This is a genomic window from Actinomadura oligospora ATCC 43269, assembly GCF_000518265.1.
In the GTDB taxonomy this organism is placed as follows: domain Bacteria; phylum Actinomycetota; class Actinomycetes; order Streptosporangiales; family Streptosporangiaceae; genus Spirillospora; species Spirillospora oligospora.
This window is the reverse complement of record NZ_JADG01000011.1, coordinates 415,127-439,683: the sequence shown is the minus strand read 5'-3', so window position 1 is coordinate 439,683 and position 24,557 is coordinate 415,127. Positions and strand designations below refer to the sequence as shown.

Sequence of the window (24,557 nt, the reverse complement as noted above, 5' to 3'; positions counted from 1 at the left end):
GAGATGATTCGCGTCCCTGTGTGGTTCCCAGAAAACAACTGGGTACCGCTATAAAGTGAATATCCGAGCTTGACGGCTCGAACGAGACTTGCCAACCCGGTGTTTCAGGGTTGTGCGTTGATCGTTCGGTGGTTATGGCGAGGGGGAAACACCCGGTCCCATCCCGAACCCGGTAGTTAAGCCCCTCAGCGCCGATGGTACTGCATGGGAGACTGTGTGGGAGAGTAGGACACCGCCGGACATATATTGGGTGAGGCCCCGCCAGAAATGGCGGGGCCTCACTTCTTTTTATGGGCCCCGCCACTTGTGGCGGGGCCCTTTTTGTTTGTGGGGTGGTTTGGGCGTCCTTGTGATCACCTTGGTCGGCTTGTTCAGTTGGGCCGGCGGAGGCCGTGCGTGGGGGACGGGTTCGCTGGGTGGTGGGATCCGGCGATGAGTTGGCCGCCTGGGGATGGTCTGACTGGTGAGAGTGGGAGCCGGTGGGGCGATCGGGAGGGCGGTGTGGGTGGCGTGGAGGAGTTTGCGGCGCAGCGTGCGGAGGGGAAGGTGCTCTGGCACTTCGCGATGTCGCTGGACGGGTTCGTGGCCGGGCCGGGGCATGACATGGGCTGGATGAGCGGGGCGACCGTCCGGCCTGGGCTGCATGAGGAGTACGTGCGGACGACGGGGGCCGTTCTGGGGGACGGGACGGATGGGACGCGGCCATCGGGGGCAGTCGGCCGTACGGGGGCGCCTGGCAGGGGCCGATCTTTGTGCTGACGCACCATCCGGATGACGCCGAGCCCGCGGAGGACGTGACGTTCCTCAGCTGCGATGTGGCGGAGGCGGTGCGGATCGCGCTGGAGGCGGCGGACGGGAAGAACGTCGAGGTGTTCTCGCCGTCCATCGGACGGCAGCTGATCGAGCGCGGGCTGATCGACGAGATCGATCTGCATGTGCTGCCGGTGCTGCTGGGGGACGGGATCCGGTTGTTCGACCGGCCGGGCGGGGTTCCTGTTCGGCTTCGGCGGGTGGGAGGGGACGGGCCCACGGAGGCCGTCAACCTGCGGTTTCGCCCGCAGGGGGCATCGCTGTCTGGGGGTGGGGCGGGGTAGGGGCGTCAGCGGGTGGGGGTGAGCCGGTCACCTCGGGCGGTGGTCGGCGGGGGTGATGCGGTAGAGGACGTGGGGACGCACCGGGTGGCCTTCGGGGAGGTTGGGGTGCTCGAAGTCGTCGTCCGGGTCGCGGGTCATGCCGATGCGGCGCATGACGGCGCGGGAGCGGGCGTTGTCGACGGTGGTGAACGCGACCACCTCGGGGAGGTCGAGTTCGGTGAAGGCGAAGTCCAGGCAGCGGAGGGCGGCCTCGGTGGCGTAACCGTGGCCCCAGCTGTCGCGGGTCAGGCGCCAGCCGACCTCGACGGTCGGGGTGAAGTGGGCGTCGAAGCGCGGGACGGACAGGCCGGTGATGCCGATGAACCGTCCGGTCGCGGCGACCTCCAGGGCCCAGAAGCCGAAGCCGCGCTCCTCGATGGCCCGGTCGACGCTGTCGATCATCGCGTCGCTCTCCGCGCGGGTCATGACGGCCGGGAAGTGCTTCATGACCTCGGGGTCGGCGTTGAGCGCGGCGAAGGGGGCGCGGTCGTCCTCGCGCCAGCGGCGAAGGACGAGGCGGTCGGAATGGAGCATCGGATCAGACTACCCAGCCGCCGGGCGCCGCTGTCGCCCGGCGGACGAGGGCCTACTGGTTCACCAGCCAGTGGTCGTTGGCGCTCGCCCGGGTGAACGTGAGGGTCGGGCAGAGGTAGTCGGACGGGGTGGGAACGGCGACCGGTGCCCAGGGGGAGTCGGACGGGCTCGCCGGGGTCCACGTGGTGGAGTGGCGGAGTTTGATCGAGCTGCTCTCGAAGACGACGTTCTTGGCGTCCGCGCAGTAGTAGGCGTTGCCGGTGGACGGGTCGCGGCTGGCGTAGATCTCGAAGATGTCCCAGCCGTAGCGGAGTCCGCTGGTGTCGCGGCCGGACTTGCTGAAGAACGAGTTCCAGGTGTTCGTCGTGTGGTTGTACAGGTAGGCCGTCCAGGCGTTGGTGGACGCGTTCGTCCGGACGAGTTGGACGGTGTAGGCGGCGTGGCCGTTCACCTGGGTCGTGTAGGTCCGCTCGAACGAGGCGTCCATGGGGAGCTCGACGGCGGGGCCGCCGCTGCCGCACCAGTCCCACGCCCACAGTTCGTTGCCGACGGCCTGCGAGTAGACCGTGGTGACCTCCATGCAGGACGAGGCGGCCTTGGTGGTCGGCGCGTAGGTGAAGTCCTCGCTGTAGGAGACCCGGTAGGACGGGTCGACGCTGTGGGTGGCCATGAGGCCGTCGTGGGTTCCGGCGGCGGGTTCGACGCCCCAGAACTCGTGGATCTGCTCGCGGAGGGAAGGGGCGGTGGTCCTGCCGAGGCGGGCGCGGTGGAGTTCCTGGAACGCGCGGACGGCCTTGGCCGTGTTCGCGTCGCGTGGGACGGGGCGGGCGCCTGCGACGCGTCCGATCTTGGGGGCGGACGGGTTCGGAGGCGTCGGGCCGGCGGGGGCGGCTGACGCGGGGGCGGCCGTCAGGGCGGTCAGGAGGAGGGGCGGGAGCACGCACGCGAGCAGGGGTCGTCGCTGCATCACACGATTCCTTGGGAGAGGCGGGGGACGGAGATCGGCGTGCGCGCGCTGCCCGGGCGGCGGAGGCCGGGGGAGCATGATCGCCCCTGCCGCCGACCCATACAGTGCGATCAGTTCGGACGCCTGTCAATGCCCTTTTCAGGGATTTTTCAGGTGAATCAGAACAAGTCTGGTCAGAGCGGGGGAACGGCCTCTCATGGCAGGTTGCTGCGGAGGGTCGCGCCGGGGGTGTGGCCGAAGGCGCGGCGGTAGGCGTCGATGAACGCGCTCGAGGACGACCAGCCGCAGCCGTGGGCGACGGCGGTGACCGGGGTTCCCTCGGTGAGGAGGATCAGGGCGTGGTGCAGGCGCAGGGCCGTCCGCCAGCGGGGGAAGCCCATGCCCAGTTCGCGGGCGAAGAGGCGGGAGAGCGTGCGTTCTCCGGCGCCGACCTGGGCGCCCAGGTCGGCGAGGGTGGCCTGGTCGGACGGGTCGTCCAGGAGGATGCGGCAGGCAGCGGCCAGGCGTGGGTCGCGTGCGGCGGGGACGTACTGGCCGGGGAGGAGCGGGGCGCGGCGCAGGCGGTCCAGGAGGACGGACCGGAGGCGACCGCGTTCGGGGGCGCCGTCGTCCGGTTCGGAGGTGACCGTGAGGACCAGTTCGCGTAGGAGGGGATCGACGGCGACGATCGCGGGCGCGGGGAGGCGGCCGAGCGGGTCGTCCGACGGGGGGACGCCGACCAGGCGCAGGTCGGCGGCGCCGAAGGCGCGGTGTTCGTGGACGATTCCGGCGGGCACCCACAGGCCGCGTCCGGGGAAGGCGAGCCAGATCCCGGCCTCGGTCGTCACCGTGACGACTCCCGAGCGGGCGTAGACGAGCTGCGGGTTGTCGTGGCGGTGCGCGCTCAGGGCGCTGCCCTGGCCGAGCGGCCTGATTCCGGTCGGGGCCTGCGGCAGGTGCCGGGTCGCCGTCGCGGAGGTGTCGCTCATCGGCGGCTCCGGGGTGTGTTGGCGGGTTTCCGGTAAATGATGGCGAGATGTCGGAAGCGCGACAAGCGGCCGGGCGGCGACGCTGGCGGTCATGAAGCGTTCGGTGCTGTTGCTTTCGGCCGGGCATGCCTGCGTGGACGTCTACCAGGGAGCGGTGCCCGCGCTGGTCCCCTTCCTTGTCGTCGGGCGGCATTACAGCTATGCCGCGGCGTCGGCTGTGGTGCTGGCCGCGACGCTGCTGTCGTCGGTCGTCCAGCCCGTGTTCGGGGTGCTCACCGACCGGTGGCGGATGCCCTGGCTGATCCCGGTGGCGATGCTGCTCGCGGGGGCCGGGATCGCGGCGAGCGGGGTGCCGGGGGAGCGGGCGGCCGTATGGACGGTCGTCGCGCTGTCCGGGCTCGGCGTGGCGGCGTACCATCCGGCGTCCGCGCGGCTCGCGAGGGGCGTCACGCGGGGTGACCATGCCGCGATGAGCTGGTTCTCGCTGGGTGGGAACGTCGGGTTCGCGGCGGCTCCGTTGCTGGTCACGCCGTTGCTGGCCGCCGGTGGGCTGGGCGCGACGCCCTGGCTGTTCGTCCCGGCGGTTCTGGGGGCGTTGATGACCGCGCTGGTGACGCGGGCGCCGGTGCCCGCTCGGGCGGCGGCCGGGGCGACGGGGGCGTCCGGGGGACGGGACGACTGGGGGATGTTCGCGCGGTTGTCGCTGGTGGTGACGTGCCGGTCGGTGGCGTTCTTCGGGGTGAGCACGCTGCTCGCGGTGGTCGCGAAGCAGCGGATGGACGGCGGGGCCGCGGCCGGGGCGACGGCGCTGTTCCTGCTGTTCGGGGGCGGTGCGGTGGGGACCGTCCTCGGTGGACGGCTCGCCGGGCGGTTCGGGCGCGTCCGGTGCACGCGGATGGCATACGCGCTGGCCGTGCCGTCCGTGGCGGGTGTCGCGTTGCTGCCGGGGCCGCTGGTGCTCGTCGGCGTCGCGGCGACGGCGGCGGCCCTGTACGTGCCGTTCTCGTTGCAGGTCACGCTCGGCCAGGACTACCTGCCCGGACGCGTCGGAACGGCGGGTGGCGTCACACTCGGGCTCGCGGTCAGCGTCGGCGGGATCGTCAGCCCGGCGCTCGGCGCGCTCGCGGACGCCACCTCGCCGTCCGCCGCGTTGGTCCCGGTGATCGCGGCGCCCGCGCTGGCCTGGGCGGGCGCGCGCACGCTCCGCGAGCCTGAGCCGATCGAGGCCGTCGTCGCGGCCCGGCCGGGCGCGGCCTAGCCGCTGCGGCGGGCCGGGTTGTGTGTCAGGCGGATTCCGGGCGGATCAGGTCGCGGACGACCTGGACGAAGCCGTCCACCAGCGGGCCGGGAGCGGCCCAGGCGAGGGCGACGCGGAGCGGCTCGACGTCGGCGAGCGGGATCCAGGCCAGGTCGGGACGGGTGTAGTAGTGGCCCATGCTGGCGGGCGCGAAGCAGATGGCCGCGCCCTCGGCGACCTGTTCGAGCATTTCCTCGACGTTGTCGTTGGTCGGACCCCAGACCGGGGACGAGCCGTCCGGGCGGGGGTTGACCGCCCACCAGTCGACCCAGGGGCGGGGCGCGCGTTCGGTCCACATGAGGGGTTCGTCCGCGACGTCCATGACCGACAGGCCCGGACGGGACGCCAGCGGGTGCGCGACGGGCAGGCCGACCACGCGCGGCTCGGTGTGGACGACCTCGGAGCGCAGCCCGGACAGGTCGGCGGGAAGCCAGGCGAACGCCACGTCCACGCGTCCGTCGCGGAGCGCGGCGACCTCGCCGCCCCAGTCGAAGCGCTTCGGCTCGACGCGGACGCCCGGATGCCGTCGCGCGAACTCCGCGCGGGCGCGCGTTGTCAGCTCGCCCGCGCCGGTCGCCTCGAAACCGACCCGCAGCACTCCGGACACGGCTCGCCGGTGGCGGTCCGCCGCGGCGAGGACGCCGTCGGCGGCGGTGAGCGTCCGGCGCGCCTCGATGATCACGTCGTGTCCGGCCGGGGTCGCGGTGACGCCGCCGGGGTGCCGGTCGAACAGGCGGACGCCGAACTCGGACTCCAGGCGGCGCAGCGCGTAGGACAGCGCGGGCTGGCTGACGTACAGCGACGCGGCGGCGCGTCCGACGTTCCCGGCGTCCGCGATCGCGACGAGGTAGCGCAGTTCCCTCAGCTCCACGCTGGGATGATAAACGCTGTTCATGGCTTGAGTGATCTTCTGTCTTGGACGCGGCGGCGCGTCCGGGTGGATAACGGTGCGCATGAGCGAACAGCGAGTGTGGTTGATCACGGGCGCGACGTCGGGTTTCGGGCGGGCGCTGGCCGAGGCGGCGCTCGCCGCGGGCGACGTCGTGGTGGCGGCGGCGCGCCGTCCCGAGGCCCTGGACGACCTGGTGGCCGCGCACCCCGACCGGGTGCGGGCGGTCGCGCTGGACGTCACCGACCAGGCCGCGATCTCGGCCGCCGTCGCCGAGGCGGTCCTGTGGCACGGGCGGGTGGACGTCCTGGTGAACAACGCCGGGCGGGGCCTGGTCGGGGCGGTCGAGGAGACCTCCGACCGGGAGCTGCGCGAGCAGATGGAGCTGCACTTCTTCGGCCCGGCGGCGCTCGTCCGCGCGGTGCTCCCGCACATGCGGCGGCAGGGGGCCGGGGCGATCGTGCAGATGAGCAGCATGGGCGGGCGGATGTCGTTCCCGGGCGTCGGCGCGTACTCGGCGAGCAAGCACGCCCTCGAGGGGCTGACCCTCGCGCTGGCGGGCGAGGTCGCCGGGTTCGGCGTCCGCACGCTGATCGTGGAGCCGGGCAGCTTCCGGACCTCGTTCGCCGGGACGAACTCCCTGGCGCAGACGGCCGAGCTGCCGGAGTACGCCGACCTGGTCGGGCCGGTCCGCAAGAACCTCCCCGACAGCGACGGCAAGCAACCGGGCGACCCGGCCAAGGCCGCCGCGGCGATCGTCGCCGCCCTGGACACGGACGAGACGCCGCTGCGCCTGCCGCTCGGCAACGACGCGGTGGACGCGATCGAGGCGTCCCTCGCCCGCGACCGTGAGGACGCCGCCACCTGGGAGAAGGTGTCCCGCGGCACCGACTTCGAGAACTGACCCGCGCGCGGACGCCACGTCCGGGGCGGTGGTGGACGGGGCGTCCGGATGCGGACGGGTGGGGTGGGAGGGGCTTGCCGGGGCCGGGTGATCGGCTTACCGTGCGCTTGTTGTCGGGGGCAACAAATTCGACCGCGCGGAGGCTTCCTTGCGCACCTTCACACCCCGATCCGCACCCCGATCCCCGCTGAGGACCCCGCCGCGGGTCCTCGTCCTCGGCCTCGTGACCGCGCTCGGCGCGCTCGGGGCCGCCACCCTCCCGGCGAACGCCGCGCCCGCCGCCGCCGGGCGGCTCCAGGAGCGGGCCGCCCCGGCGGACGCGCCCTACCTCGACGCCCGGCGCCCGATCCGGGAACGCGTCGACGACCTGCTGAAACGCATGACGCTGGACGACAAGCTCGGCCAGATGACGCAGGCCGAGCGCGGCGGCGCCGCCCCGGCCGACGTCACGGCGTACCGGCTCGGGTCGGTGCTGTCCGGCGGCGGGTCGGTGCCCACCGAGAACACGCCGCAGGGCTGGGCCGACATGGTCGACGGGTACCAGCGCGGGGCGCTGGCGACTCCGCTCAGGATCCCGATGATCTACGGCGCGGACGCCGTCCACGGCCACAACAACGTGGTCGACGCGACGATCTTCCCGCACGACATCGGGCTCGGCGCGACCCGCGACCCCGGGCTCGTCCGGAGGATCGGGCGCGCGACCGCCGAGGAGGTCGCGGGAACCGGAGTGCAGTGGACGTTCGCGCCCTGCCTGTGCGTCGCGCGGAACGACCGCTGGGGACGCACGTACGAGTCGTTCGGCGAGGTGCCGGACCTGCCGTCCGCGATGGCGACCGAGATCGTCGGGTTCCAGGGCGAGCGGCTCGGCGCGGGACCGGCGTCCATCCTCGCGACCGCCAAGCACTACGTCGGCGACGGCGGGACGACCGGCGGCAAGGACCAGGGCGACACCCAGATCTCCGAGGCCGAGCTGAGGAAGATCCACCTGCCGCCGTTCCGCGAGGCGGTGAGGCGCGGCGTCGGCTCGGTGATGATCTCCTACAGCTCGTTCAACGGCGTCAAGATGCACGGGAACCGGTACCTGATCAGCGACGTGCTGAAGCGCGAGCTGGGCTTCCGGGGCTTCGTGGTCAGCGACTACAACGGCATCGACCAGATCGGCGGCGGGACGCCGGGCCTGACGCCGGAGCGCGTCACGGCGGCGGTCAACGCGGGCATCGACATGTTCATGCAGCCGTGGGACTGGAAGGACTTCATCGGCGTGCTGCGCGGTGAGATCGCCAACGGTCACATCGCGATGTCGCGGATCGACGACGCGAACCGCAGGATCCTGACGGTCAAGTTCCAGATGGGCCTGTTCGAGCATCCGTTCGCCGACCGGTCGTGGCAGCGCACGTTCGGCTCGGACGCGCACCGCGCGCTGGCGCGGCGGGCCGTCGCCGAGTCGCAGGTCGTCCTGAAGAACGCCGGGAACGTGCTGCCGCTGCCGAAGGGCGGCGGGAAGATCTTCGTCGCGGGCAAGAACGCCGACGACATCGGCAACCAGACCGGCGGCTGGACGCTGACCTGGCAGGGCCGGTCCGGGCCGGTCACCAAGGGCACCACGATCCTGCAGGGCATCCGGCGGACCGTCCGTCCGGGGACGACCGTGACCTACAGCAAGGACGGCACGGGCATCGACTCGTCCTACAAGGCCGCCGTCGCGGTGGTCGGGGAGACCCCGTACGCCGAGTTCATGGGCGACCGCCCGGACGGCATGGGCCTGGACGACCAGGACCTCGGCACCCTCGCCACGCTGCGCGCGTCCGGGGTGCCGGTCGTGGTGGTGCTGGTGTCGGGGCGTCCGCTGGACATCGCCGCGCAACTGCCCGGCTGGAACGCGCTCGTCGAGTCGTGGCTGCCGGGAACCGAGGGGCAGGGCGTCGCGGACGTGCTGTTCGGGAGCGTCCGGCCGAGCGGGCGGCTGCCCGTCAGCTGGCCGCGCGACGCGTCCCAGGAGCCCGTGAACAGGGGCGACGGGAAGTCCCCCTTGTTCCCTTACGGGTTCGGACTCACCTATCGCCACTGATTGGCCGCTTAAGGTCACATGTCCGCTTGACAGTGGTCTCCGGATGAGGTCCCCGGTGATAGTGGAACGGTTGAAGGACAAAAGTGACTGAAGGGGCGGACGAGATGAAGAAAGTCGTCATTCACAGGCCGGGACCGGTCGCGCTGCGAGGCTCGGCGAGCGCCAAGCACGCGGGCTGAGGCCCGCTGGGCGACACCGGTGCCGGCGGCCCGCCGGACGCGGACGGCGTCCGGCGGGCCGCCGCATGCCATGGGGGACTCGAAGCGTCGTTTCGCGATATGCACGTGGTCGTCGGATGTGTGCGCCTGCGGTGATGGAATTCGTCGCCGTCCGGTCGGTGTCGGGCTGGGGTGATCGTGCCGAAAGCGGGGCCGTCGTGGCGTCCGGAAAAGCGGTTGCGGGTGGGGAATGGGGGTGGCAGAGTGATCGTTGTCAGCAGCGGACAGCGTCCGCCGAACGAGGGGAGAGGGACCATGCGACGTCATCGCCGAATGCCGCACAGTCGTCATCTCTCCGGTCTCGGGAGCGGTGTCCGACGGACGTGACCAGCACGTCCTGACGTCCATCGCCGCCCGCGGGCCCGGAGCCCGGCGGGCGGTTTCGCGTTCCAGCGGCCCCCGGGAGGGTTGGCCGAGTGGAAAGGCAGCGGCTTGCTAAGCCGTGGTCGGGGTTCGCCCCGCGCGAGTTCGAATCTCGCACCCTCCGCGCAGGGCGGATAGGAGAGCTGGTGCTTTCGGCGGCCTCATAAACCGTTGCAGGCGGGTTCGATTCCCGCATCCGCCACGCGTTGTCACAGGCGTGCTCGCACAGTTCGTCAAAAAAGTGTGCCCGCGCAGTTCGTCAAAAGGCGTGCGCGCACAATTTCACAGCAAGTCTCCGTGGCGCAGTGGAAAGCGCGTCGGGTTGCGGACCCGAAGGCCGCAGGTTCGAATCCTGCCGGAGACACGGCCTCCATGGTGTGGCGGTCCGCACACCAGGTCGTGGCCCTGGAGGGTCCGGTTCGACTCCGGATGGAGGCCCCGCGCGGGGCCGGCCGGCGAGCGCCGGCCGGCCCCCGAAACCCGGAAAACTGACCGATACAGGTCACCGCCCGTTCGGACGTTGTGAAGGACGCTCCGCACGGGATACGCATGGGTGCATCGGGTTCACACCGGGTGAGGGGCGGACGATGAAGCGGATCCTCGTGCACAGAACCGGGCCGGTCGCCCTGCGCGGCGTGGCCAGCGCCAGGCACTCCGGCCTGTGAGCGCCGGACGCCGAAGCGACACGACGGAGCGGCAGGGCGCCGCGGAGCGGCGGGCCACGGCGGAGCGGCGGACCAGGACGGAGCCGCGGGACATGGCGGAGCCGCGGGGCGCGGTGGACCTGCGGATCACGGCGGACCGGCGGATCGGCGGGCCGTACAGCGCGGGCGCCGCGCTGGTCGGCGAGCTCGCCCGCGAGGCCGCCGCGGAACGTTCCGATCTGCTCGCCGCCTACGACATCGAACTGCGCGCGGTCGCGCCCGACCTGGGCGACCTGGTCCCGGCGCGGCGCGTCACGCTGGTGGAACGCGTCGAACGCAAGGAACGCGTCCTCGTTCCCGCCGCGCGCCGGACGTTGCGCGTCGCGAACGGCGTGGCCGAGTTCGTCCGGGAGTGGCTGCGCGCGTCCGGGCGTCCGCGCACGGTCGTGCTCGAGGGGTTCGCCGAGGCCGACCTCGCCGACGTCGAACTGTTCACGGTGCTCCGGCGCCGCGTCGACACCGCGCTGCTGACCGTCCGGACGGACGACGGGGCGGTGCCGGAACTGCCCGGCGACGAGCTCAGCCCCGACGAGCATGCCGCACGCGCGGACGACCTGGAGGCGTCCGGTCTGGTAGGGCCGCGACTCGGGATCGTCCTGCATCACCGGGATCGAGCGGGCGACCCGGTCCGCGCCGCCGCATCGTACGCGTACGCGGTCGGCTGGTGCCTGAACCACGGCTGCCACGACGCCGCCGCCGAACTCGGTGTGCGCGGCATCGCCCACGCCGACCCCGAGGAGCATCCGGACGGCGACCCTGCCGTGTGGTGGGAGCTCGTCCACGCGACCGCGATGGCGCTGTCCGCGCTGCATCGCGAGGACGAGGCCGAACGCCTGCTGAACCGCGCCCGCGCCTCGACCGACTCGGCGGTGTGGCACTCCACGATCGCCTACTCGCTGGCGATGCTCGCCGTCCGCCACCACGACCCGGCGCGCCGCGACCTGACCGCCGCGCTGGCCTGGACGAACACCGCGATCGCGATCTGCGGCCTGCTGCCGGACCGGGCCGAGCGCGCGATCAAGCTCGGCTTCGACCTCAACGGACGGGCCCTGGTCGAATCCCGGCGCGGACGGGACGACGAGGCGCTGCGGTTCGTCCAGGAGGCGCTCGACCTGGCGGGCCGCGACCTGGCGCCGGACGCCCAGCCCGTCCACCGGATGGTCCTCCTCGCCAACCGCGCCACGGTCCTGGATCGGCTCGGCCGCACCGGCGACGCGCTCCGCGACTGGACGGCCGTGATCGACGCCGACCCCGTCCACCCCGACTACTACATCGACCGGGGCAACCTGCTGCTGCGCCTCGGCCGCGTGGACGAGGCCGTCGCCGACTACGAGACCGCGATGGCGGCGGGCCCGCCGTTCCCCGAGCCGTACTTCAACCGGTCCGAGGCAAGGTTCGCGGGCGGCGACCTCGACGGCGCGCTCGCCGACCTCGACCACGCCCTCGAACTGGACCCGGGCTTCGCCGAGGCCCGGACGAACCGCGCGGGGCTGCTCGTCGCCCTCGGCCGCAACGACGAGGCCCGCGCCGACTGCACCGCCGGGCTCGTCCACCGTCCGGGGGACGCGCACCTGCTCAGCGTCCTCGGCCAGATCGAGGCCGCCGAGGGCCACGGCGACCGCGCGCGTGACGCCTTCGACCAGGCATTGGGGCACGACCCGACGCTCGCCGCGGCATGGGCGAGCCGGGGCGTCCTCGCCTACGAGACGGGGGACGCCGAGGCCGCCGTCCGCGACCTGACCCGCGCGCTGGACCTGGGCGAGGACGCGGCCGTCCTCTTCAACCGCGCGGTCGTCCTGGCGGCCCTCGGACGGTCCCCGGAGGCACGCGACGACCTCGTGCGCGCGCGAGACCTGGCCCCCGGCGACCCCGACATAGAGAAGGCCCTCGCCGACCTCGGCTGACGGCTCAGGACGTGAGGACCCCGGCGGCGCGCAGCGCGCACAGGACGCGGACGGTCTCGTACCCGCGCCACTCCAGCGCGCCCGCGGGCGAGATCTTGGCGTACTCGACCGTCCAGCCTCCGTCCTCCTGCTGACCCGCCTCGAGGCGGGCCAGGTCGGCGGCGACGATCTCGGGCGAGAACAGGTCGCGCGGCGGACGGCCCGGGACGGCGGCGAAGTCGAGCGGATGCAGGTACTCGTCCTCGGTGCCGCCCTCGACCTGGACCCGGCCGTCGTCCGGGACGTGCGCGGCGAGCCCTTCGAGCAGCTCGGGGGCCTGCGGGTGGACGTCCTGGAGGGCGTCCATCGCCCGCACGGCGAACGCCAGGATGTAGGCGTGGGGAGGCCCGTCCAGGGCGGCGACCGAGCCCACGCAGTAGTTGGTGGCGCGCTCCAGCCAGGGGTGCTCGGCCACGCCGGGGTCGACCTCGGCGACCCGGCGCGCGGCGACCAGCGTGATCGCGGTGATCTGCAGGGACGACACGGTCGTGTCGGCCGTCGACCACCACGGCGCGTTCCCCGCCTGGCTGGTGACCGGCAGGGCGAACGGCACGCCGCCGTCCGGCAGGGACACCGAGTCCAGCCAGTCGCACAGCTGGACGGCGTGCGGGTGCCCGCCGACCTCGGCGAACACTTCGAAGGCGTGCGCGGCGGCGCCGGTCTGGCTCTCCGGCGAGCGCAGGTCGGGCTCCAGGCCCCAGCCGTAGCCGCCGTCCGGGTTCCGGTAGCCCTCGAGGGCCGCGATCACGGCCTCGACGTCGCCGCGCTCGCTGCAGAGGAAGTCGAAACGCCGCCGGTCCAGGATCCGCGCGTTCCTGGCCATGAAATCGGCGGCCTTGTTCAGGTCGATGCTCATAAGCCCATCCTGGACGGCCCTTTCCGGCCGGTCTTGTAGCTTTCGGTCACCCGCCGCCGAGGCGGCGGCCCGTGATGTCCTTCGCGGTCAGCCGGACGCGGGCGGGCCGCGACTCGGCGGGCCACGGCTCCACGTCCGCGGAGTCCTCGTCGTCCTCCAGCTGCCGGGCCCCGCCGCGCAGCAGCACGCTCCACCCGGCGCGGCGCTCGGGGTCGATCCGGTCCACCTCGAACGCGATCCGGACCTCGCCGCCGGACGGCAGCCCGCCGATGTTCTTGTTCAGCCGCCCCGCGAGGGAGGTGCGGAAGATGATCGCCTCGCCGTCCACGACGTAGTTGACCGGGGTCACCGTCGGCCCCTCGCCGTCGTCGTAGGCCACCCGGCCCACACCGCCCGGGGAGATCAGCTTCAGGCACTCGTCGCGGTCGAGCGCCGACAGCGTCGGACGTCCCTGGGGTTCGGCCATGGCGGCTCCTCTCTCCTCGAACGGTCTCGATTCCAGCCCTACCCGCCCAGGCCGCCGCCACGCCGTGGGCTTGATCGCTTCCCGGCCCGCCCGGGGTCCCGCCCCGGTCCGGGTAGGGTCAAGCACGTCCCAAGGGAGAGACGGGAGCGCCCGGTGGACGATCCGCTGCGACCGGACTGCTGCTCGGCGGCCGGTACCGCCTCGAGGCCCGCGTCGGCGACGGCGGCATGGCCACGGTCTGGCGCGCCTTCGACGGCGTGCTGTCCCGCCCGGTCGCGGTCAAGGTCCCGCGCGCGGACGGCCCGGGCCGGTCGGCGCGGCGGCTGCGCCGGGAGGCCACGGCCGCGGCCCGCCTCAACCACCCCGGCATCACCGGCGTCCACGACTACGGCGAGGCCGAGCTCCCGGGCGGCGGACGCCTCCCGTACGTGGTCATGGAACTGCTGGACGGCGAGACCCTCGCCGCGCGGCTCGCCCGCGGCCCGCTGCCGCCCCGCGAGGCCGCGGCCGTGGGCGCCCAGATCGCCCGGGCGCTGGCGGCGGCGCACGCGGCGGGCGTCGTCCACCGCGACGTGAAGCCCGCCAACGTCGTCCTCACCCCGTCCGGGGTGAAGGTCGTCGACTTCGGCCTCGCCTTCGGGGCCCGGACGGCGGACGGCGCGCTCCTCGGCACCCCCGCCTACCTCGCGCCCGAACTCCTCGCCGGAGCCGACCCGGCCCCCGCCTCCGACGTGCACGCCCTCGGCGTCCTGCTGCGCGAGACACTGCCGCCGCCCGTGCCGTCCGGCCTGGGTGAACTTGTGGAGCACTGCCTGGACGCCGACCCCGGCCGCCGTCCGAGCGCGGCCGAGGCGGGCGAGATCCTCGCGGACGCCGCCCACCTCCCGCCGATCCCGTCCCCCTCCGCGCCGGGGCCGGATCCGGGCGGCGCGGACGAGCCCACCGGGGTGATCGGCGACCGTCCGGCTCCGGCGAACCCGACACGCGTCCTGGACGACCCGGCCCCGCCGCCCGCCGACTCGGAGACGTCCCGGCGGACGCTGCTGATCGGCGGAGGAGCGGCCGTCGCGCTGCTCGTCGTCCTCGTGCTGCTCGCCGCGCTCTCCGACGGCGGACGGCCCGGCGCGTCGCCCGCACCGGCCGCCCACGCGACCACCGCGCCGCCGTCCACGCCCGCCGAGACCACCTGCGCGGTCGCGTACGCGGTGACCGGACGGTGGCCCGGCGGATTCCAGGCGAGCGTCCGGATCACCAACCTGGGAACCAGGGCCCTCGACGGCTGGCGCCTCAGCTGGACCTTCGGCCGGGACGAGCGGATCACCCAGATCTGGAACGGAACCCAGCGGCAGTCCGGCGCGGACGTCACCGTCACCGCCGCCGACTACGACCGCGGCGTCCCTCCGCGCGGCAGCGTCGGGTTCGGCTTCCTCGGAACCGCCTCAGGCGGCGACCCCGAACCCCGCCCGGACGCCTTCAACCTGGACGGAACACCCTGTCGTCAGGCGTGAACCGCTTGTCGTCACGCGATCCGGCCTGCACGATGAGGCTATGCGGATCTCCTCGGTCGTGCTGCTCCTCTGGCTCGTCATCGGCGCCGTCGCCGCAGGCCAGCGCCACTACTACGACCGTCCCGTCAAGGACCAGGTCAAAGACTGCAGCCGCAGCGGAACGATCGCGGTGACGGTGGTCGCCGGGCCGCTCAACTACCTCGGCGTCAACCCCAAGATCTCCTGCAAGGACCTGCCCGAACCCAGCAAATGACGCGACCCCGCGTCCCACCGGGGTCACCGGTGAGGCGCGGGGCCGTAGTGCCGCCCCACGGGGTGCGCCATGGGCGGCGGTATTTATGGAGCTTTCGGCTCTGAGGGCTCGCCTGGCGGCTCGCCCTCAGCCCGAATGCTCGTGCGAGCGCGGCATCGCTTCGCGATCAACCGCTCGGGGGCTCGCCTTCGGCTTTGCCCCCGTGCGGTTGGTCACGCGCTCGCGCCGGTTGAGGTCGTTGCGTGGTGCATGGCTGAAAAATCAGCCATGCCACGTTACGCGACGATCAGGAGTGGGTTCTCCAGGAGTTGGGCCAGGCGGTCCAGGAACCTGGCGCCGGTGGCGCCGTCGGCGGCGCGGTGGTCCACCGAGAGGGTGATCGTCATGCGCTGGCCCGGGACGACCTGGCCGTCCTTGACCACCGGCTCCGCGCGGACGGCGCCGACCGCGAGGATCGCCGCCTCCGGCGGGTTGATCACGGCGGAGAACGAGTCCACGCCGAACATCCCGAGGTTGCTGACCGAGAACGTGCCGCCGGACATCTCGGCGGGGGACAGCTTGCCGTCCCGGGCCTTGGCGGCCAGCTCGCGCGTCTCGGCGCCGATCTGGGACACCGACTTGCGGTCCGCGTCCTTGATCACCGGGACGAGCAGGCCGTCCGCGACGGCGACGGCGACGCCGACGTGGACGCGCTTGTGCACGAGCAGGGCGTCCTCGGTGTAGGAGGTGTTGACCTGCGGGTGCTCGCGCAGCGCCCGCGCGGACGCCTTGACGATCAGGTCGTTCACGCTGACCTTGACCGGGGCGAGCGCCTCGTTCAGGGTCCCGCGGAACGCGACCAGGGCCTCGGCGTCCACGTCGCGGTTCAGGTAGAAGTGCGGCGCGTTCTGCTTGCTCTCGACCAGGCGGCGCGCGGCGACCTTGCGGAACCGGTTCAGCGGGACGCGCTCGACGTCCTCGTCCGCGACCTGCGGAGCGGCGGGCTTCGGCGCGGACGCGGCGGCCGGGGCCGGGGCGGCGGGAGCCGGGGCCGGGGCGGCGGCGGGCTGGGCGCCGCCGCGGATCGCGGCCTCGATGTCGGCGCGGATGATCCGTCCGCCGGGGCCGGTGCCGGTGATCGTGTGCAGGTCGAGGCCGTGGTCGCGGGCCAGGCGTCGGGCCAGCGGGGACGACGGCGGGCGGGTGCCCGACACGCCGTTCGACGACGGCCGCTCGGCGCCGACCAGCGCCGGGACCTTCGCGGGCTCAGGCTCGGCGGCGGGCGCGGGCTCGGCGGCCGGGGCCTCGGCCTTCGCCTCGGTCGTGACCGGGGCGTCGCCCTTGCCGCCGATGATCGCGATCGGAGCGCCGATCGCGGCGGTCTCGCCCTCGGCGACGAGGATCTCCGTCAGGACGCCGGCCTCGTAGGCCTCGTACTCCATGACGGCCTTGTCGGTCTCGATCTCGCAGAGCACGTCGCCGACGGCCACCTCGTCCCCCGGCTTCTTCTGCCAGGCGGCGATGACGCCCTCCTCCATGGTGTCGGAGAGGCGAGGCATCAGGATCTCGGTCATCGGACGGTCTCCAGGGTCGGACGGCCGGTCGCGCGGAGCGTTTCGCGAACGGCGGTGAGCAGGGAGTCTGCGGACGGGAGGGCGGCCGTCTCCAGCGGCTTGCTGTAGGGCAGCGGGACCTCGGCCATGGCGACCCGGCGGACCGGGGCGTCCAGCCAGTCGAACGCGCCCTCCTGGATCGTCGCGGCGATCTCCGCGCCGATCCCGTAGGTCAGCCAGTCGTCCTCGGCGACGACCGCCGAGCCGGTCTTGCGGACCGAGGCCACGATGGTCTCGCGGTCGAGCGGGCGCAGGCTGCGCAGGTCGACGACCTCGGCGGACACGCCCTCGGCGGCCAGCCTCTCGGCCACCTCGGACGCGACGTGCGCCATCCGCGAGTAGCCGATGATCGTGATGTCGGTGCCCTCGCGGGTCACGGCCGCGCGGCCGATCTCGGCGGGCTGGACGTCGGCGATGTCGTCCGGCACCTCGCCCTTGGTGTTGTAGAGCGCGAGGTTCTCCAGGAACAGGACCGGGTCGTCGTCGCGGATCGCGGCCTTGAGCAGCGCGGACGCCTCCAGCGGCGTGGACGGCGCGACGACCTTCAGGCCCGGCACGAACGAGTAGTACAGCTCGACGTTCTGCGAGTGCGTCGCCCCGAGCTGCTGACCGCCGCCGCCGGGCGTGCGGATCACCATCGGGACGGGCTTCTGCCCGCCGAACATGCCGTAGATCTTGGCGGCGTGGTTGACGATCTGGTCCAGCGCCAGCAACGAGAAGTTGATCGTCATGAGCTCCACGACCGGGCGCAGGCCCAGCATGGCCGCGCCGATCGCGGCGCCGACGAAGCCCTCCTCGGCGATCGGGGTGTCGCGCACGCGGCGCTCCCCGAACTCCTTCAGCAGGCCCTCGGTGATCTTGTAGGAGCCCTCGAAGACGCCGATCTCCTCGCCCATGAGCAGGACGTTCTCGTCACGGAGCATCTCGGCCCGCAGCGTGTCGCGCAGGGCCTGGCGGTAGGTGATGGTTGCCATGGAAGTCGATCTCTCAGACGCGGAAGAGCGGGTCGGCGGGAAGTCGCGGCAGGTCGTTCGGCACCGGCGTCGCGTAGGTGTAGTCGAACAGCGTCGACACCTCGGGGTGCGGGGACTCGTCGGCGAAGGTGGCCGCGTCGGTCACGATCTCGGCGATCTCGGCCTCGAGGCGCTCGATGTCCTCGACCGACAGCAGCCCCTCCTCCTGGAGCTCCAGCTGGGCCTTGGCGAGGGGGTCGGCGGCCTTGAGGGCCTCCTTCTCCTCCTTGGTGCGGTACTTGGCCGGGTCGACGACCGAGTGGCCGCGCAGCCGCGGGCTGGTGCACTCCAGCAGGTAGGGACGGTTCTCCTCGCGGGCGCGCTCGACGGCCTCGCGGGCCGCGTCCCGGACGGCGATCACGTCCGTGCCGTCCACCCGCATGCTGGCCATCCGGTACGCGGCGCCGCGCTTGTACAGCTCGGGCTCGGCGGCGGAGTGCTCGACCGTGGTGCCCATGCCGAGGCCGTTGTTGATGATCACGAACACCACCGGCAGGTTCCACAGCGCTGCGATGTTCAGCGACTCGTGGAACGCGCCGATCGCGGCCGTCCCCTCGCCCATCTGGACCATCACGACGTCGTCGCCGCCGCGGTAGGAGACCGCCATCGCGGCGCCGGTCGCGAGCGGGAGCTGGCCGCCGACGATGCCGTAGCCGCCGAGCAGCCGGGCCTCGGTGTCGAACATGTGCATCGACCCGCCCCAGCCCTTGGACACGCCGGTGGAGCGGCCGTACAGCTCGGCCATCACGCGGCGCGGCTCGATGCCCTTGGCGATCGCGTAGCCGTGCTCGCGGTAGTTGGTGAACAGGTAGTCGGTGGGACGCAGCGCGGCCATCAGGCCGACGACCGTGGCCTCCTCACCCAGGTTCAGGTGGCAGTAACCGCCGATCTTGGCCTCGGTGTAGGCCCGGGCGGTCCGCTCCTCGAACCGGCGCACCAGCAGCATCTGCCGGAAGTACTCAACGCGCGCCTCGTCGTCGGCCCTGCGGCGGGCGACGGCGCTGGCGCGGTTGTCGGCGGCCTTGGGGGTTCCCTTCGCCGCCGTGCCCCTGGTGCTGGTCGGGCCGGGGGTCCGGCGAGCTCGGCCCGGGGCTGCCTTCGTGGTCTCAGCCATCGGCGTTCTTCCTCCGTACGGGGAGAGGGTGCCGCGGGGTCGCCGCGCCACTCATCACCGATCATCATTGATCAATGATCGATCATATGCCCTAGGTCAAGAGGTCTGGACCAGTGTTCATTCCCGCGCGCCCCCTACCATGGGGGACGTGAACGCCCCGTCCGCCGCACCGTCCGCCGCCCAGTCCGAGTCCGTCGCCCAGACCGTCGCCCGGCCCGCCCTCCTGCGCCGCACCGGCCTGGTCGACCAGATCCGCGAGTTCATCGTGGACGGCATCTCCAGTGGCCGCTGGCAGCCCGGCGAGCGCATCGTCGAACGCCGTGTGGCCACCGAGCTGGGCGTCAGCCAGGGGCCGGTGCGCGAGGCGTTGCGCCTGCTGGAGACCCTGCGGCTGATCGAGACGCTGCCCAACCGCGGCGCCCGCGTCCGCCCGTTCGACGAACGCGACCTGGCGGAGATCTTCCCCGTCCGGGCCGGGCTCGAACGTACCGCCGTCGAACTCGCCCTGCCGAGCCTCACCGCCCACCTGGACGAGCTCGAGGAGCAGAACGCCCGGCTCGCCGAGGCCGCCACCGCGGGCGACCTGGACGAGCAGATCCGCGAAAGCATCCACTTTCACCGGTTGGTGGTCGGCTTCAGCGGTAACCAGTTGCTTACCTCGGTCTGGGAGGGCCTGGGCATCGAGGTCTGGACGACCCTGTCCCTCCGGCTCCACAAGACCGAGATCTACTCCAAGTCCGCCGAGCACGCCCGGATCATCGAGGCCTTCCGCCAGCAGGACCCGGCCGCCCCGCAGATGCTCCACGACCACGTGATGAACTACGCCCCCCTCACCTACCGCCCCTGACCTCGCCCGCAGGGAGGTCCGTTCAGGCGGGACGCCACAGCCGCACGGGCCATTCGGCGTCGCCCACGGCCAGCGTCGCGCCATCCGGCGTGAAGGCGACCGCCCTGGTCTGGCCGCTGTGCTGAAGCGACCCTCCGATCTGCTCGAACGCGTGGAGATCCCACACCCGCAGCGGCTCGCCCGGCGCCCACAGCGCCGCCGCCCGTCCCTCAGGTCCAACGACCACCGACGTCGCCGGGGTTCCCTCCGCGAAGGTCGGACCGTCCAGGTGGCCGTCGTCGGTGGCGCGCCAGTAGTGGATCCGGCCGTGCTCGACCGTCACGATCGTCCGGCCGTCGGGGGAGATCCCGGCGGCCTCGACCCCGTGGACGAAGCCGATCTCGACACGGGACTCCAGGATCTTGGTGGGCTGTCCGCCGGCGAGCCGGTAGGTCGCGACCGCGTTGTGCCCGTCCCTGTGCTGGAGGGTCAGGACCCGGCCGTCCGGCAGGATCGTCACGGCGTGGTCGCTGGCGTGCCACCACAGGGCCCAGGAGTCCTTGGCGGGCTCGGGATCCCTGAGCCGTCCGCCGGTCCGGACGTTCCAGACGACGCAGGTCCGCGAATCCTCCTTCGTCGTGGCCTGCCCGGCCACGAGCCACCGGCCGTCCGGGGTGAAGGCGAGCGTGCGCACGGGGCCCTTCGGGCAGGACCAGGAGTCGGCCAGAAGCCGGTGCTCCGGGCCCGAGCTTTCGAGGGAGTACAGCCCGACCTCCTGGCCGGGTACCGCGTACGCCACCAGCGGGCCGACGGAGGTGACGGCGACCGCGCTGATCGGCCCGCTCTCGCCCGCCACCGGTCGCAGGGGCGTCGAGCCCTCGAAGCTCCAGCGCCGGAGGTGGACCGAGCCGTCCAGGTGGCCGGTGACCAGGGAACGGCCGTCCGGGCTGAAGGCGAGGGCGCTCGCGCCGACGGTCTCCTGCGGCAGAAGCGCGGGGACGCCGGGGATCGTGGACCAGAGGCCGCGCGGTTCGGCGGGGAAAAGACGCGGGCGCGCGACGACGCCGGGCTCTGGGCGCGACCGCGGGTACGGATAGGGCGGAGGCGGACGGCGGTGGGCCGGGTTGCGGGTGAACGGGTAGCGGTCGGCGGTGTCGGTGCCGCGCTGGTTCGGGGCGGGGAGGCCGTGCGCGGTCAGGCGCCGTCGCAGGTGGACGTACAGATCGCCCAGCGTGAGGGACTCCGGGCCGTCCCGGACGCCGTCGCGGACGAGCGCGAGGAACTGGCCGGTGAACGACGTCGGGACCGCCTCCTGCTCCGCCAGCGGGACGACGTGGGCGGTGTGGTCGCTGGCCGTCAGGGTGTAGACGCCGCGGACGTCGGTGGAGTCGGCCACGGCGTCCAGCGCGGTCAGGGCCTCGATGGCGCGGCCGGAGTAGCAGCAGTCCAGGATGACGATCTTCGTCGCGGCCGGGCTGTCGCGGAGCAGGTCGCGGACGCGGCGGTACTCCAGGCCCGTGAGGTCCGGGTCGTCCGCCTCGGTGTCGGTGAGGGCGAGGCTGAGCTCGCCGCGCGGAAGCATCACGCCGTGGCCGACGAAGTACAGGAGCAGGACGTCCTCGGTCTCGCGGGCCAGGACGCGCGTCCGCCGCACGAGCCCGCGCCAGTCGGACGGGTCGGACTCGACGGTCACCCGGTCGTCCGGCCAGCCGCACAGGGACGGGTCGGTGAGGACGGCGCGCATCCCGGCGAGGCTGTTGGCGGCGGCCGGGAGCCGCGGGAACGCCGCGTCCGCGTACTCCGCCGTGCCGACCAGGACCGCCCGGGACCGGGAGAAGTCAGTCATCACCGTCCCGCAGGGCCTTGTCGCCGTCCCGCAGGGCCGCGTCGTCGCGTCGGATCAGGTCGCGCCGGTGCTCGTCGCCGTGCAGGACCTCGCGTAGCAGGGGCAGGACGGCGTCGGCGGGCAGGTCCGTGGTGTCGATCTTCACGCTGCCGTTCTCGGTGGTGACGGTGACGCTGACGTCCGGACGGCGGGACTTCACCCACGCCACCAGGACGTTCGTGAGGGCGACCGCCGCGCCGCCGGACCCGAGCGCGGCGACCAGGACGTCCGCCGAACCGCCCAGCTCGCCGTCGCGCGGTGGCGTGGACTCGGCGCGGACGCGTCCGGCGAGCGTCCGGTCGCCGCGCAGCCACTCATGCAGCCCGGCCGTCTCCCGCGCCGGATCGTCGCCGCTGACCTTGATGCGTGCCTCCATGGCCACATAGGAGCACGGAACACGCGCGCGGGCGAGGGGTTCGGGCACAGGAACACCCCGGCCCGTGGAAAGGCCGGGGCGTCCGCGTCGGGCCGGGGTCAGTCGGCGCGGGAGAAGCGGTGGGCCGACCAGAGCAGCGGGACGAGCGCGAGCAGGGCGAGGAGCGTCCACTCGGCGACGATCGGCGGGTGCCAGCCGCCGATCGCGAGCGGCCGGAACAGGTGCGGCGGCGCGGACGGCAGCTGCGAGGCGACGGTGCGGCGCAGCGCGTCCACCGCGTAGGTGAGCGGGTCGGCGAGCGCGAGGGCGCGCAGCCAGGCGGGCAGCCCGGCGAGCGGGAACATCGCGCCGGACAGGAACGTCAGCGGCGCGACCAGCACCGACATGGCCGTCCCGTAGGTGGGCGGACGCCGGACGAACGTCGCCGCGAGCACCCCGCAGGCCGTCATCGCCAGCGACGTCAGCGCGAGCTGTCCGGCGAGCATGACGATCAGCTGCGGCTTGGCCGGGACGCCGATCAGCGGCCCGGCGGCGAGCAGCAGCGTCCCCTGGACGGTCGCGATGGTCGCGCCGCCCAGGCACTTGCCGAGCAGCAGCGACTCGCGCCGGACGGGACCGGCCAGCATCTCCCGCAGGAACCCGGCCTGCTTCTCCCACAGCAGGGACGCGCCGACCGCCACGGCGGGCCCGAGCGCGGCCGTGACGAGCGCGCCGGAGAACACGAACAGCTGGTAGGTCCCCTGCCCGATCCCCGGCATCAGCCCGGACAGCCCGACCCCGAGGATGAACAGGAACAGCAGCGGCTGCGCCATCGCCAGCAGCGCCCCGCCCCCGTCCCGCCGGTAGATCAGCAGGTCGCGCCGCCACACCATGCGGACGGCCCGGAACTCCGCCGCCGGCCGCCGCGCGGGCGGGAGGGACATGTCCTCCGGCCGCACCGGTGGGGGAGCCGCCGCGGGCGGTTCCCCGAGCTCGGTGTCGTCGTGCAGCGGACGGCCCGTGTGGTGCAGGAACACCTCGTCCAGCGACGGCGGGGGCGCGCCCGGCGCGGTCAGTTCGGCCTTCAGCGCGGCGGGGGAGCCCTGCGCGACGATCCGCCCGGCGTCGATGATCGCGACCCGGTCGCACTGCTCCGCCTCGTCCAGGTAGTGCGTGGTGAGGAAGATCGTGACGGCCTCGCGTTCCCGGACGGCCCGCAGGTGCTCCCAGACTCGTGCGCGCGCGTGAGGGTCGAGGCCGAGCGTCGGCTCGTCCAGGACGATCAGCCGCGGCCGGTGCAGCAGCGCGCGGGCGATCTCCAGGCGGCGGCGCATCCCCCCGGAGAACGTCCCGACGATCCGGTCGCGCTCCGCGGTGAGGCCGACGAGATCGAGCGCGCGGTCGACGCGTTCGGGGATCAGCCCGGGCGGCACGTCGTACAGGTCGGCGTGGAAGCGCAGGTTCTCGGCGGCGGTGAGGCCGAGGTCGAGTGTGGACTCCTGGAACACCAGGCCGATCCGGCGGCGCGCCTCCAGCGGGTCGGCGAGCGTGTCGTGCCCGGCGATCGCGACCCTGCCCGCGGTCGGCCGGGTCAGCGCGCACAGCATCGAGATCGTGGTGGACTTGCCCGCGCCGTTCGGGCCGAGGAACGCGAAGCACTCCCCGGCCTCGACCGACAGGTCCACGCCGTCCACGGCGACGACGTCCCCGTACCGCTTGCGCAGCCCGGACGCGGCGATGGCGGGCGGGATCCCGGCGGGGCCCGCCGCGTCCGCCGCGTCCGGGAGGGCGGGGGGTGCGGTCACGCGGCGGCCTCCAGCGCGGCCTTCCAGTGGTCGGGGACGACGAAGCCGAAGCTCCACCGGTGCCGCTCGGTCGGGTTCACGATGCAGTGCCAGAACAGCCGCTCCGGCTCCTGCTCGATCTTGAAGAACCGCGCCATCCGGGGCCGCTCCCGCAGCGTGACCAGCTCGCCGGTGCCCGGCGTCTGGTACCGGAAGAACGAGGTGTCGGACGGGTCGTCGAAGTCGTCGTCGAAGTCGATCAGGTACATCCGCCAGCCGGGCTGGTCCTTGTTGGTGTGCCAGAGCCGGTAGGACGACGGCGGGTACCACATGCTCCCGGAGAACCGGACCTCCGGCCCGAACACCTTCTCCAGCGCCCCGACCAGCCGGACCTTGGCGTCCAGGTAGGACTCGTAGCCGGGGTGGGTCACATGGTCGTCCAGGTTGACCAGGTGGAAGTCGCGGCGGTCGCCGGGGGCCGTCCTGACGCCCGCCCGCCACCGCCGGTACTCGGGGCCGCTCGGCGCGAAGCCGGTGGACGCCAGGTCGGCCGGGTCGAAGGCGTCCGCGAACCGGTCCATGTCCACCGACGGCGGACGGATCTTGACCAGCGGAAGCAGGTCGAGCACCTCGGCGAAACCGGGCAGATCGCCCAGCGCGTACTCGGAGTGCAGCACGGACGTCTCGGCGGCGGGTCCCGCGGCGGCGGGCGGCCGACCCGGCTCGCCGCTCTCGCGGGCCGAGGCCATGGAGACGGCGGCGAGGTCGGGCACGGTGAACTCGTACCCGTGGTCACGGGCGAGCCGGAGCAGCTCGGGCACCCCGGTCATGGCCCGCATCCGCAGCGCGAGGTCGGGGTCGGTGCCGGCGGCGGTCATGAACTCCTGGCAGGCGTCCACGGACATACTCGTCATCAC

21 protein-coding genes, 3 tRNA genes and 1 rRNA gene are annotated in these 24,557 nt (G+C 73.0%); 12 read left to right on the top strand and 13 right to left on the bottom strand.

Annotated features, from left to right (window positions below):
• The first annotated feature begins 124 nt into the window (after nt 1–124).
• Together rrf and P696_RS57490 are read left to right on the top strand one after the other, a co-directional pair.
• Nucleotides 125–241: ribosomal RNA gene (gene rrf / locus P696_RS0120160) — 5S ribosomal RNA — on the top strand.
• A gap of 511 nt (nt 242–752) precedes the next feature.
• Nucleotides 753–1,094, top strand: a complete 342-nt coding sequence (locus tag P696_RS57490; protein WP_211245803.1) for a dihydrofolate reductase family protein — start codon at nt 753–755, stop codon at nt 1,092–1,094.
• Between the two features lie 27 nt (nt 1,095–1,121).
• Here the strand turns inward: P696_RS57490 and P696_RS0120150 are convergent, their stop codons facing one another.
• The 3 genes from P696_RS0120150 to P696_RS0120140 form a co-directional block, all read right to left on the bottom strand.
• Nucleotides 1,122–1,667: a GNAT family N-acetyltransferase gene (locus P696_RS0120150; protein WP_026413735.1), complete on the bottom strand. Its 546-nt coding sequence runs from the start codon at nt 1,665–1,667 to the stop codon at nt 1,122–1,124.
• 52 nt (nt 1,668–1,719) lie between these two features.
• A complete protein-coding gene (locus tag P696_RS0120145) occupies nt 1,720–2,634 on the bottom strand; it encodes a hypothetical protein (RefSeq protein WP_051467909.1) in 915 nt (304 codons plus the stop codon).
• 194 nt (nt 2,635–2,828) lie between these two features.
• Entirely contained in the window at nt 2,829–3,602 is a 774-nt protein-coding gene (locus P696_RS0120140) for an AraC family transcriptional regulator (protein WP_026413733.1), read from the bottom strand.
• A gap of 91 nt (nt 3,603–3,693) precedes the next feature.
• Here P696_RS0120140 and P696_RS46870 point away from each other — a divergent pair, with 91 nt between their 5' ends.
• Complete coding sequence (locus tag P696_RS46870) at nt 3,694–4,860, top strand: MFS transporter (protein ID WP_034485793.1); 1,167 nt, start codon at nt 3,694–3,696, stop codon at nt 4,858–4,860.
• A gap of 25 nt (nt 4,861–4,885) precedes the next feature.
• Here the strand turns inward: P696_RS46870 and P696_RS0120130 are convergent, their stop codons facing one another.
• Entirely contained in the window at nt 4,886–5,770 is an 885-nt protein-coding gene (locus P696_RS0120130) for a LysR family transcriptional regulator (RefSeq protein WP_026413732.1), read from the bottom strand.
• A gap of 82 nt (nt 5,771–5,852) precedes the next feature.
• Between P696_RS0120130 and P696_RS0120125 the strand changes: the two genes are divergently transcribed.
• The 6 genes from P696_RS0120125 (at nt 5,853) to P696_RS0120100 (ending at nt 11,949) form a co-directional block, all read left to right on the top strand.
• A complete protein-coding gene (locus P696_RS0120125; RefSeq protein ID WP_026413731.1) occupies nt 5,853–6,692 on the top strand; it encodes an oxidoreductase in 840 nt (279 codons plus the stop codon).
• 148 nt (nt 6,693–6,840) lie between these two features.
• Nucleotides 6,841–8,760, top strand: coding sequence for a glycoside hydrolase family 3 protein (locus P696_RS0120120; protein WP_245627734.1), 1,920 nt, complete (start codon nt 6,841–6,843; stop codon nt 8,758–8,760).
• Between the two features lie 620 nt (nt 8,761–9,380).
• A tRNA-Ser gene (locus P696_RS0120115) sits at nt 9,381–9,465 on the top strand.
• Nucleotides 9,466–9,470: 5 nt separating this feature from the next.
• Nucleotides 9,471–9,543: transfer RNA gene (locus P696_RS0120110), tRNA-Ile, on the top strand.
• An 89-nt stretch (nt 9,544–9,632) separates the two neighbouring features.
• Nucleotides 9,633–9,705, top strand: a tRNA-Arg gene (locus P696_RS0120105).
• Nucleotides 9,706–10,098: 393 nt separating this feature from the next.
• Nucleotides 10,099–11,949: a tetratricopeptide repeat protein gene (locus P696_RS0120100; RefSeq protein ID WP_026413729.1), complete on the top strand. Its 1,851-nt coding sequence runs from the start codon at nt 10,099–10,101 to the stop codon at nt 11,947–11,949.
• A gap of 4 nt (nt 11,950–11,953) precedes the next feature.
• On the opposite strand, the gene P696_RS0120095 is transcribed toward P696_RS0120100, so the two are convergent.
• On the bottom strand, nt 11,954–12,844 hold the full coding sequence (locus P696_RS0120095) for a prenyltransferase/squalene oxidase repeat-containing protein (protein WP_026413728.1): 891 nt from the start codon (nt 12,842–12,844) through the stop codon (nt 11,954–11,956).
• A 46-nt stretch (nt 12,845–12,890) separates the two neighbouring features.
• Nucleotides 12,891–13,310, bottom strand: a complete 420-nt coding sequence (locus tag P696_RS46865; RefSeq protein ID WP_051467908.1) for a pyridoxamine 5'-phosphate oxidase family protein — start codon at nt 13,308–13,310, stop codon at nt 12,891–12,893.
• Nucleotides 13,311–13,486: 176 nt separating this feature from the next.
• Here P696_RS46865 and P696_RS46860 point away from each other — a divergent pair, with 176 nt between their 5' ends.
• The gene (locus P696_RS46860; protein ID WP_342669028.1) at nt 13,487–14,818 is read left to right on the top strand and encodes a protein kinase domain-containing protein; all 1,332 of its coding nucleotides are present in this window, start codon (nt 13,487–13,489) and stop codon (nt 14,816–14,818) included.
• 40 nt (nt 14,819–14,858) lie between these two features.
• On the top strand, nt 14,859–15,071 hold the full coding sequence (locus P696_RS0120080; RefSeq protein ID WP_026413727.1) for a hypothetical protein: 213 nt from the start codon (nt 14,859–14,861) through the stop codon (nt 15,069–15,071).
• 275 nt (nt 15,072–15,346) lie between these two features.
• On the opposite strand, the gene P696_RS0120075 is transcribed toward P696_RS0120080, so the two are convergent.
• From P696_RS0120075 to pdhA, 3 genes are read right to left on the bottom strand one after another with little or no spacing between them, the layout of a single operon-like run.
• The gene (locus P696_RS0120075; RefSeq protein WP_026413726.1) at nt 15,347–16,624 is read right to left on the bottom strand and encodes a dihydrolipoamide acetyltransferase family protein; all 1,278 of its coding nucleotides are present in this window, start codon (nt 16,622–16,624) and stop codon (nt 15,347–15,349) included.
• Nucleotides 16,621–17,637 carry an alpha-ketoacid dehydrogenase subunit beta gene (locus tag P696_RS0120070; RefSeq protein WP_026413725.1) on the bottom strand — a complete coding sequence of 339 codons (1,017 nt, stop codon included), beginning with the start codon at nt 17,635–17,637 and terminating at the stop codon, nt 16,621–16,623. Before P696_RS0120070 ends, P696_RS0120075 begins: the two co-directional genes overlap by 4 nt.
• Nucleotides 17,638–17,650: 13 nt before the next feature.
• Nucleotides 17,651–18,790 carry a pyruvate dehydrogenase (acetyl-transferring) E1 component subunit alpha gene (pdhA, locus tag P696_RS0120065; RefSeq protein WP_026413724.1) on the bottom strand — a complete coding sequence of 380 codons (1,140 nt, stop codon included), beginning with the start codon at nt 18,788–18,790 and terminating at the stop codon, nt 17,651–17,653.
• Nucleotides 18,791–19,013: 223 nt separating this feature from the next.
• Between pdhA and P696_RS46855 the strand changes: the two genes are divergently transcribed.
• On the top strand, nt 19,014–19,637 hold the full coding sequence (locus tag P696_RS46855; RefSeq protein ID WP_051467926.1) for a GntR family transcriptional regulator: 624 nt from the start codon (nt 19,014–19,016) through the stop codon (nt 19,635–19,637).
• Nucleotides 19,638–19,659: 22 nt separating this feature from the next.
• On the opposite strand, the gene P696_RS52680 is transcribed toward P696_RS46855, so the two are convergent.
• From P696_RS52680 to P696_RS0120040, 4 genes are all read right to left on the bottom strand, one after another.
• On the bottom strand, nt 19,660–21,462 hold the full coding sequence (locus P696_RS52680; RefSeq protein WP_051467906.1) for a caspase, EACC1-associated type: 1,803 nt from the start codon (nt 21,460–21,462) through the stop codon (nt 19,660–19,662).
• On the bottom strand, nt 21,455–21,877 hold the full coding sequence (locus P696_RS52675; protein ID WP_051467905.1) for an effector-associated constant component EACC1: 423 nt from the start codon (nt 21,875–21,877) through the stop codon (nt 21,455–21,457). The genes P696_RS52680 and P696_RS52675 overlap by 8 nt, the downstream gene beginning before the upstream one ends.
• A gap of 98 nt (nt 21,878–21,975) precedes the next feature.
• The gene (locus tag P696_RS59090; protein WP_051467904.1) at nt 21,976–23,661 is read right to left on the bottom strand and encodes an ATP-binding cassette domain-containing protein; all 1,686 of its coding nucleotides are present in this window, start codon (nt 23,659–23,661) and stop codon (nt 21,976–21,978) included.
• Nucleotides 23,658–24,554, bottom strand: coding sequence for a Nif11-like leader peptide family natural product precursor (locus tag P696_RS0120040; protein WP_245627733.1), 897 nt, complete (start codon nt 24,552–24,554; stop codon nt 23,658–23,660). Before P696_RS0120040 ends, P696_RS59090 begins: the two co-directional genes overlap by 4 nt.
• Nucleotides 24,555–24,557: the final 3 nt, after the last annotated feature.

Coding starts and splice junctions, on each gene's coding strand:
- pdhA (WP_026413724.1), bottom strand. CDS start 18,790: ATGGCTGAGACCACGAAGGCAGCCCCGGGCCGAGCTCGCCGGACCCCC.
- P696_RS0120140 (WP_026413733.1), bottom strand. CDS start 3,602: ATGAGCGACACCTCCGCGACGGCGACCCGGCACCTGCCGCAGGCCCCG.
- P696_RS0120145 (WP_051467909.1), bottom strand. CDS start 2,634: ATGCAGCGACGACCCCTGCTCGCGTGCGTGCTCCCGCCCCTCCTCCTG.
- P696_RS0120075 (WP_026413726.1), bottom strand. CDS start 16,624: ATGACCGAGATCCTGATGCCTCGCCTCTCCGACACCATGGAGGAGGGC.
- P696_RS0120070 (WP_026413725.1), bottom strand. CDS start 17,637: ATGGCAACCATCACCTACCGCCAGGCCCTGCGCGACACGCTGCGGGCC.
- P696_RS52675 (WP_051467905.1), bottom strand. CDS start 21,877: ATGGAGGCACGCATCAAGGTCAGCGGCGACGATCCGGCGCGGGAGACG.
- P696_RS0120080 (WP_026413727.1), top strand. CDS start 14,859: ATGCGGATCTCCTCGGTCGTGCTGCTCCTCTGGCTCGTCATCGGCGCC.
- P696_RS0120040 (WP_245627733.1), bottom strand. CDS start 24,554: ATGACGAGTATGTCCGTGGACGCCTGCCAGGAGTTCATGACCGCCGCC.
- P696_RS46870 (WP_034485793.1), top strand. CDS start 3,694: ATGAAGCGTTCGGTGCTGTTGCTTTCGGCCGGGCATGCCTGCGTGGAC.
- P696_RS46865 (WP_051467908.1), bottom strand. CDS start 13,310: ATGGCCGAACCCCAGGGACGTCCGACGCTGTCGGCGCTCGACCGCGAC.
- P696_RS0120125 (WP_026413731.1), top strand. CDS start 5,853: ATGAGCGAACAGCGAGTGTGGTTGATCACGGGCGCGACGTCGGGTTTC.
- P696_RS0120095 (WP_026413728.1), bottom strand. CDS start 12,844: ATGAGCATCGACCTGAACAAGGCCGCCGATTTCATGGCCAGGAACGCG.
- P696_RS0120150 (WP_026413735.1), bottom strand. CDS start 1,667: ATGCTCCATTCCGACCGCCTCGTCCTTCGCCGCTGGCGCGAGGACGAC.
- P696_RS0120100 (WP_026413729.1), top strand. CDS start 10,099: ATGGCGGAGCCGCGGGGCGCGGTGGACCTGCGGATCACGGCGGACCGG.
- P696_RS52680 (WP_051467906.1), bottom strand. CDS start 21,462: ATGACTGACTTCTCCCGGTCCCGGGCGGTCCTGGTCGGCACGGCGGAG.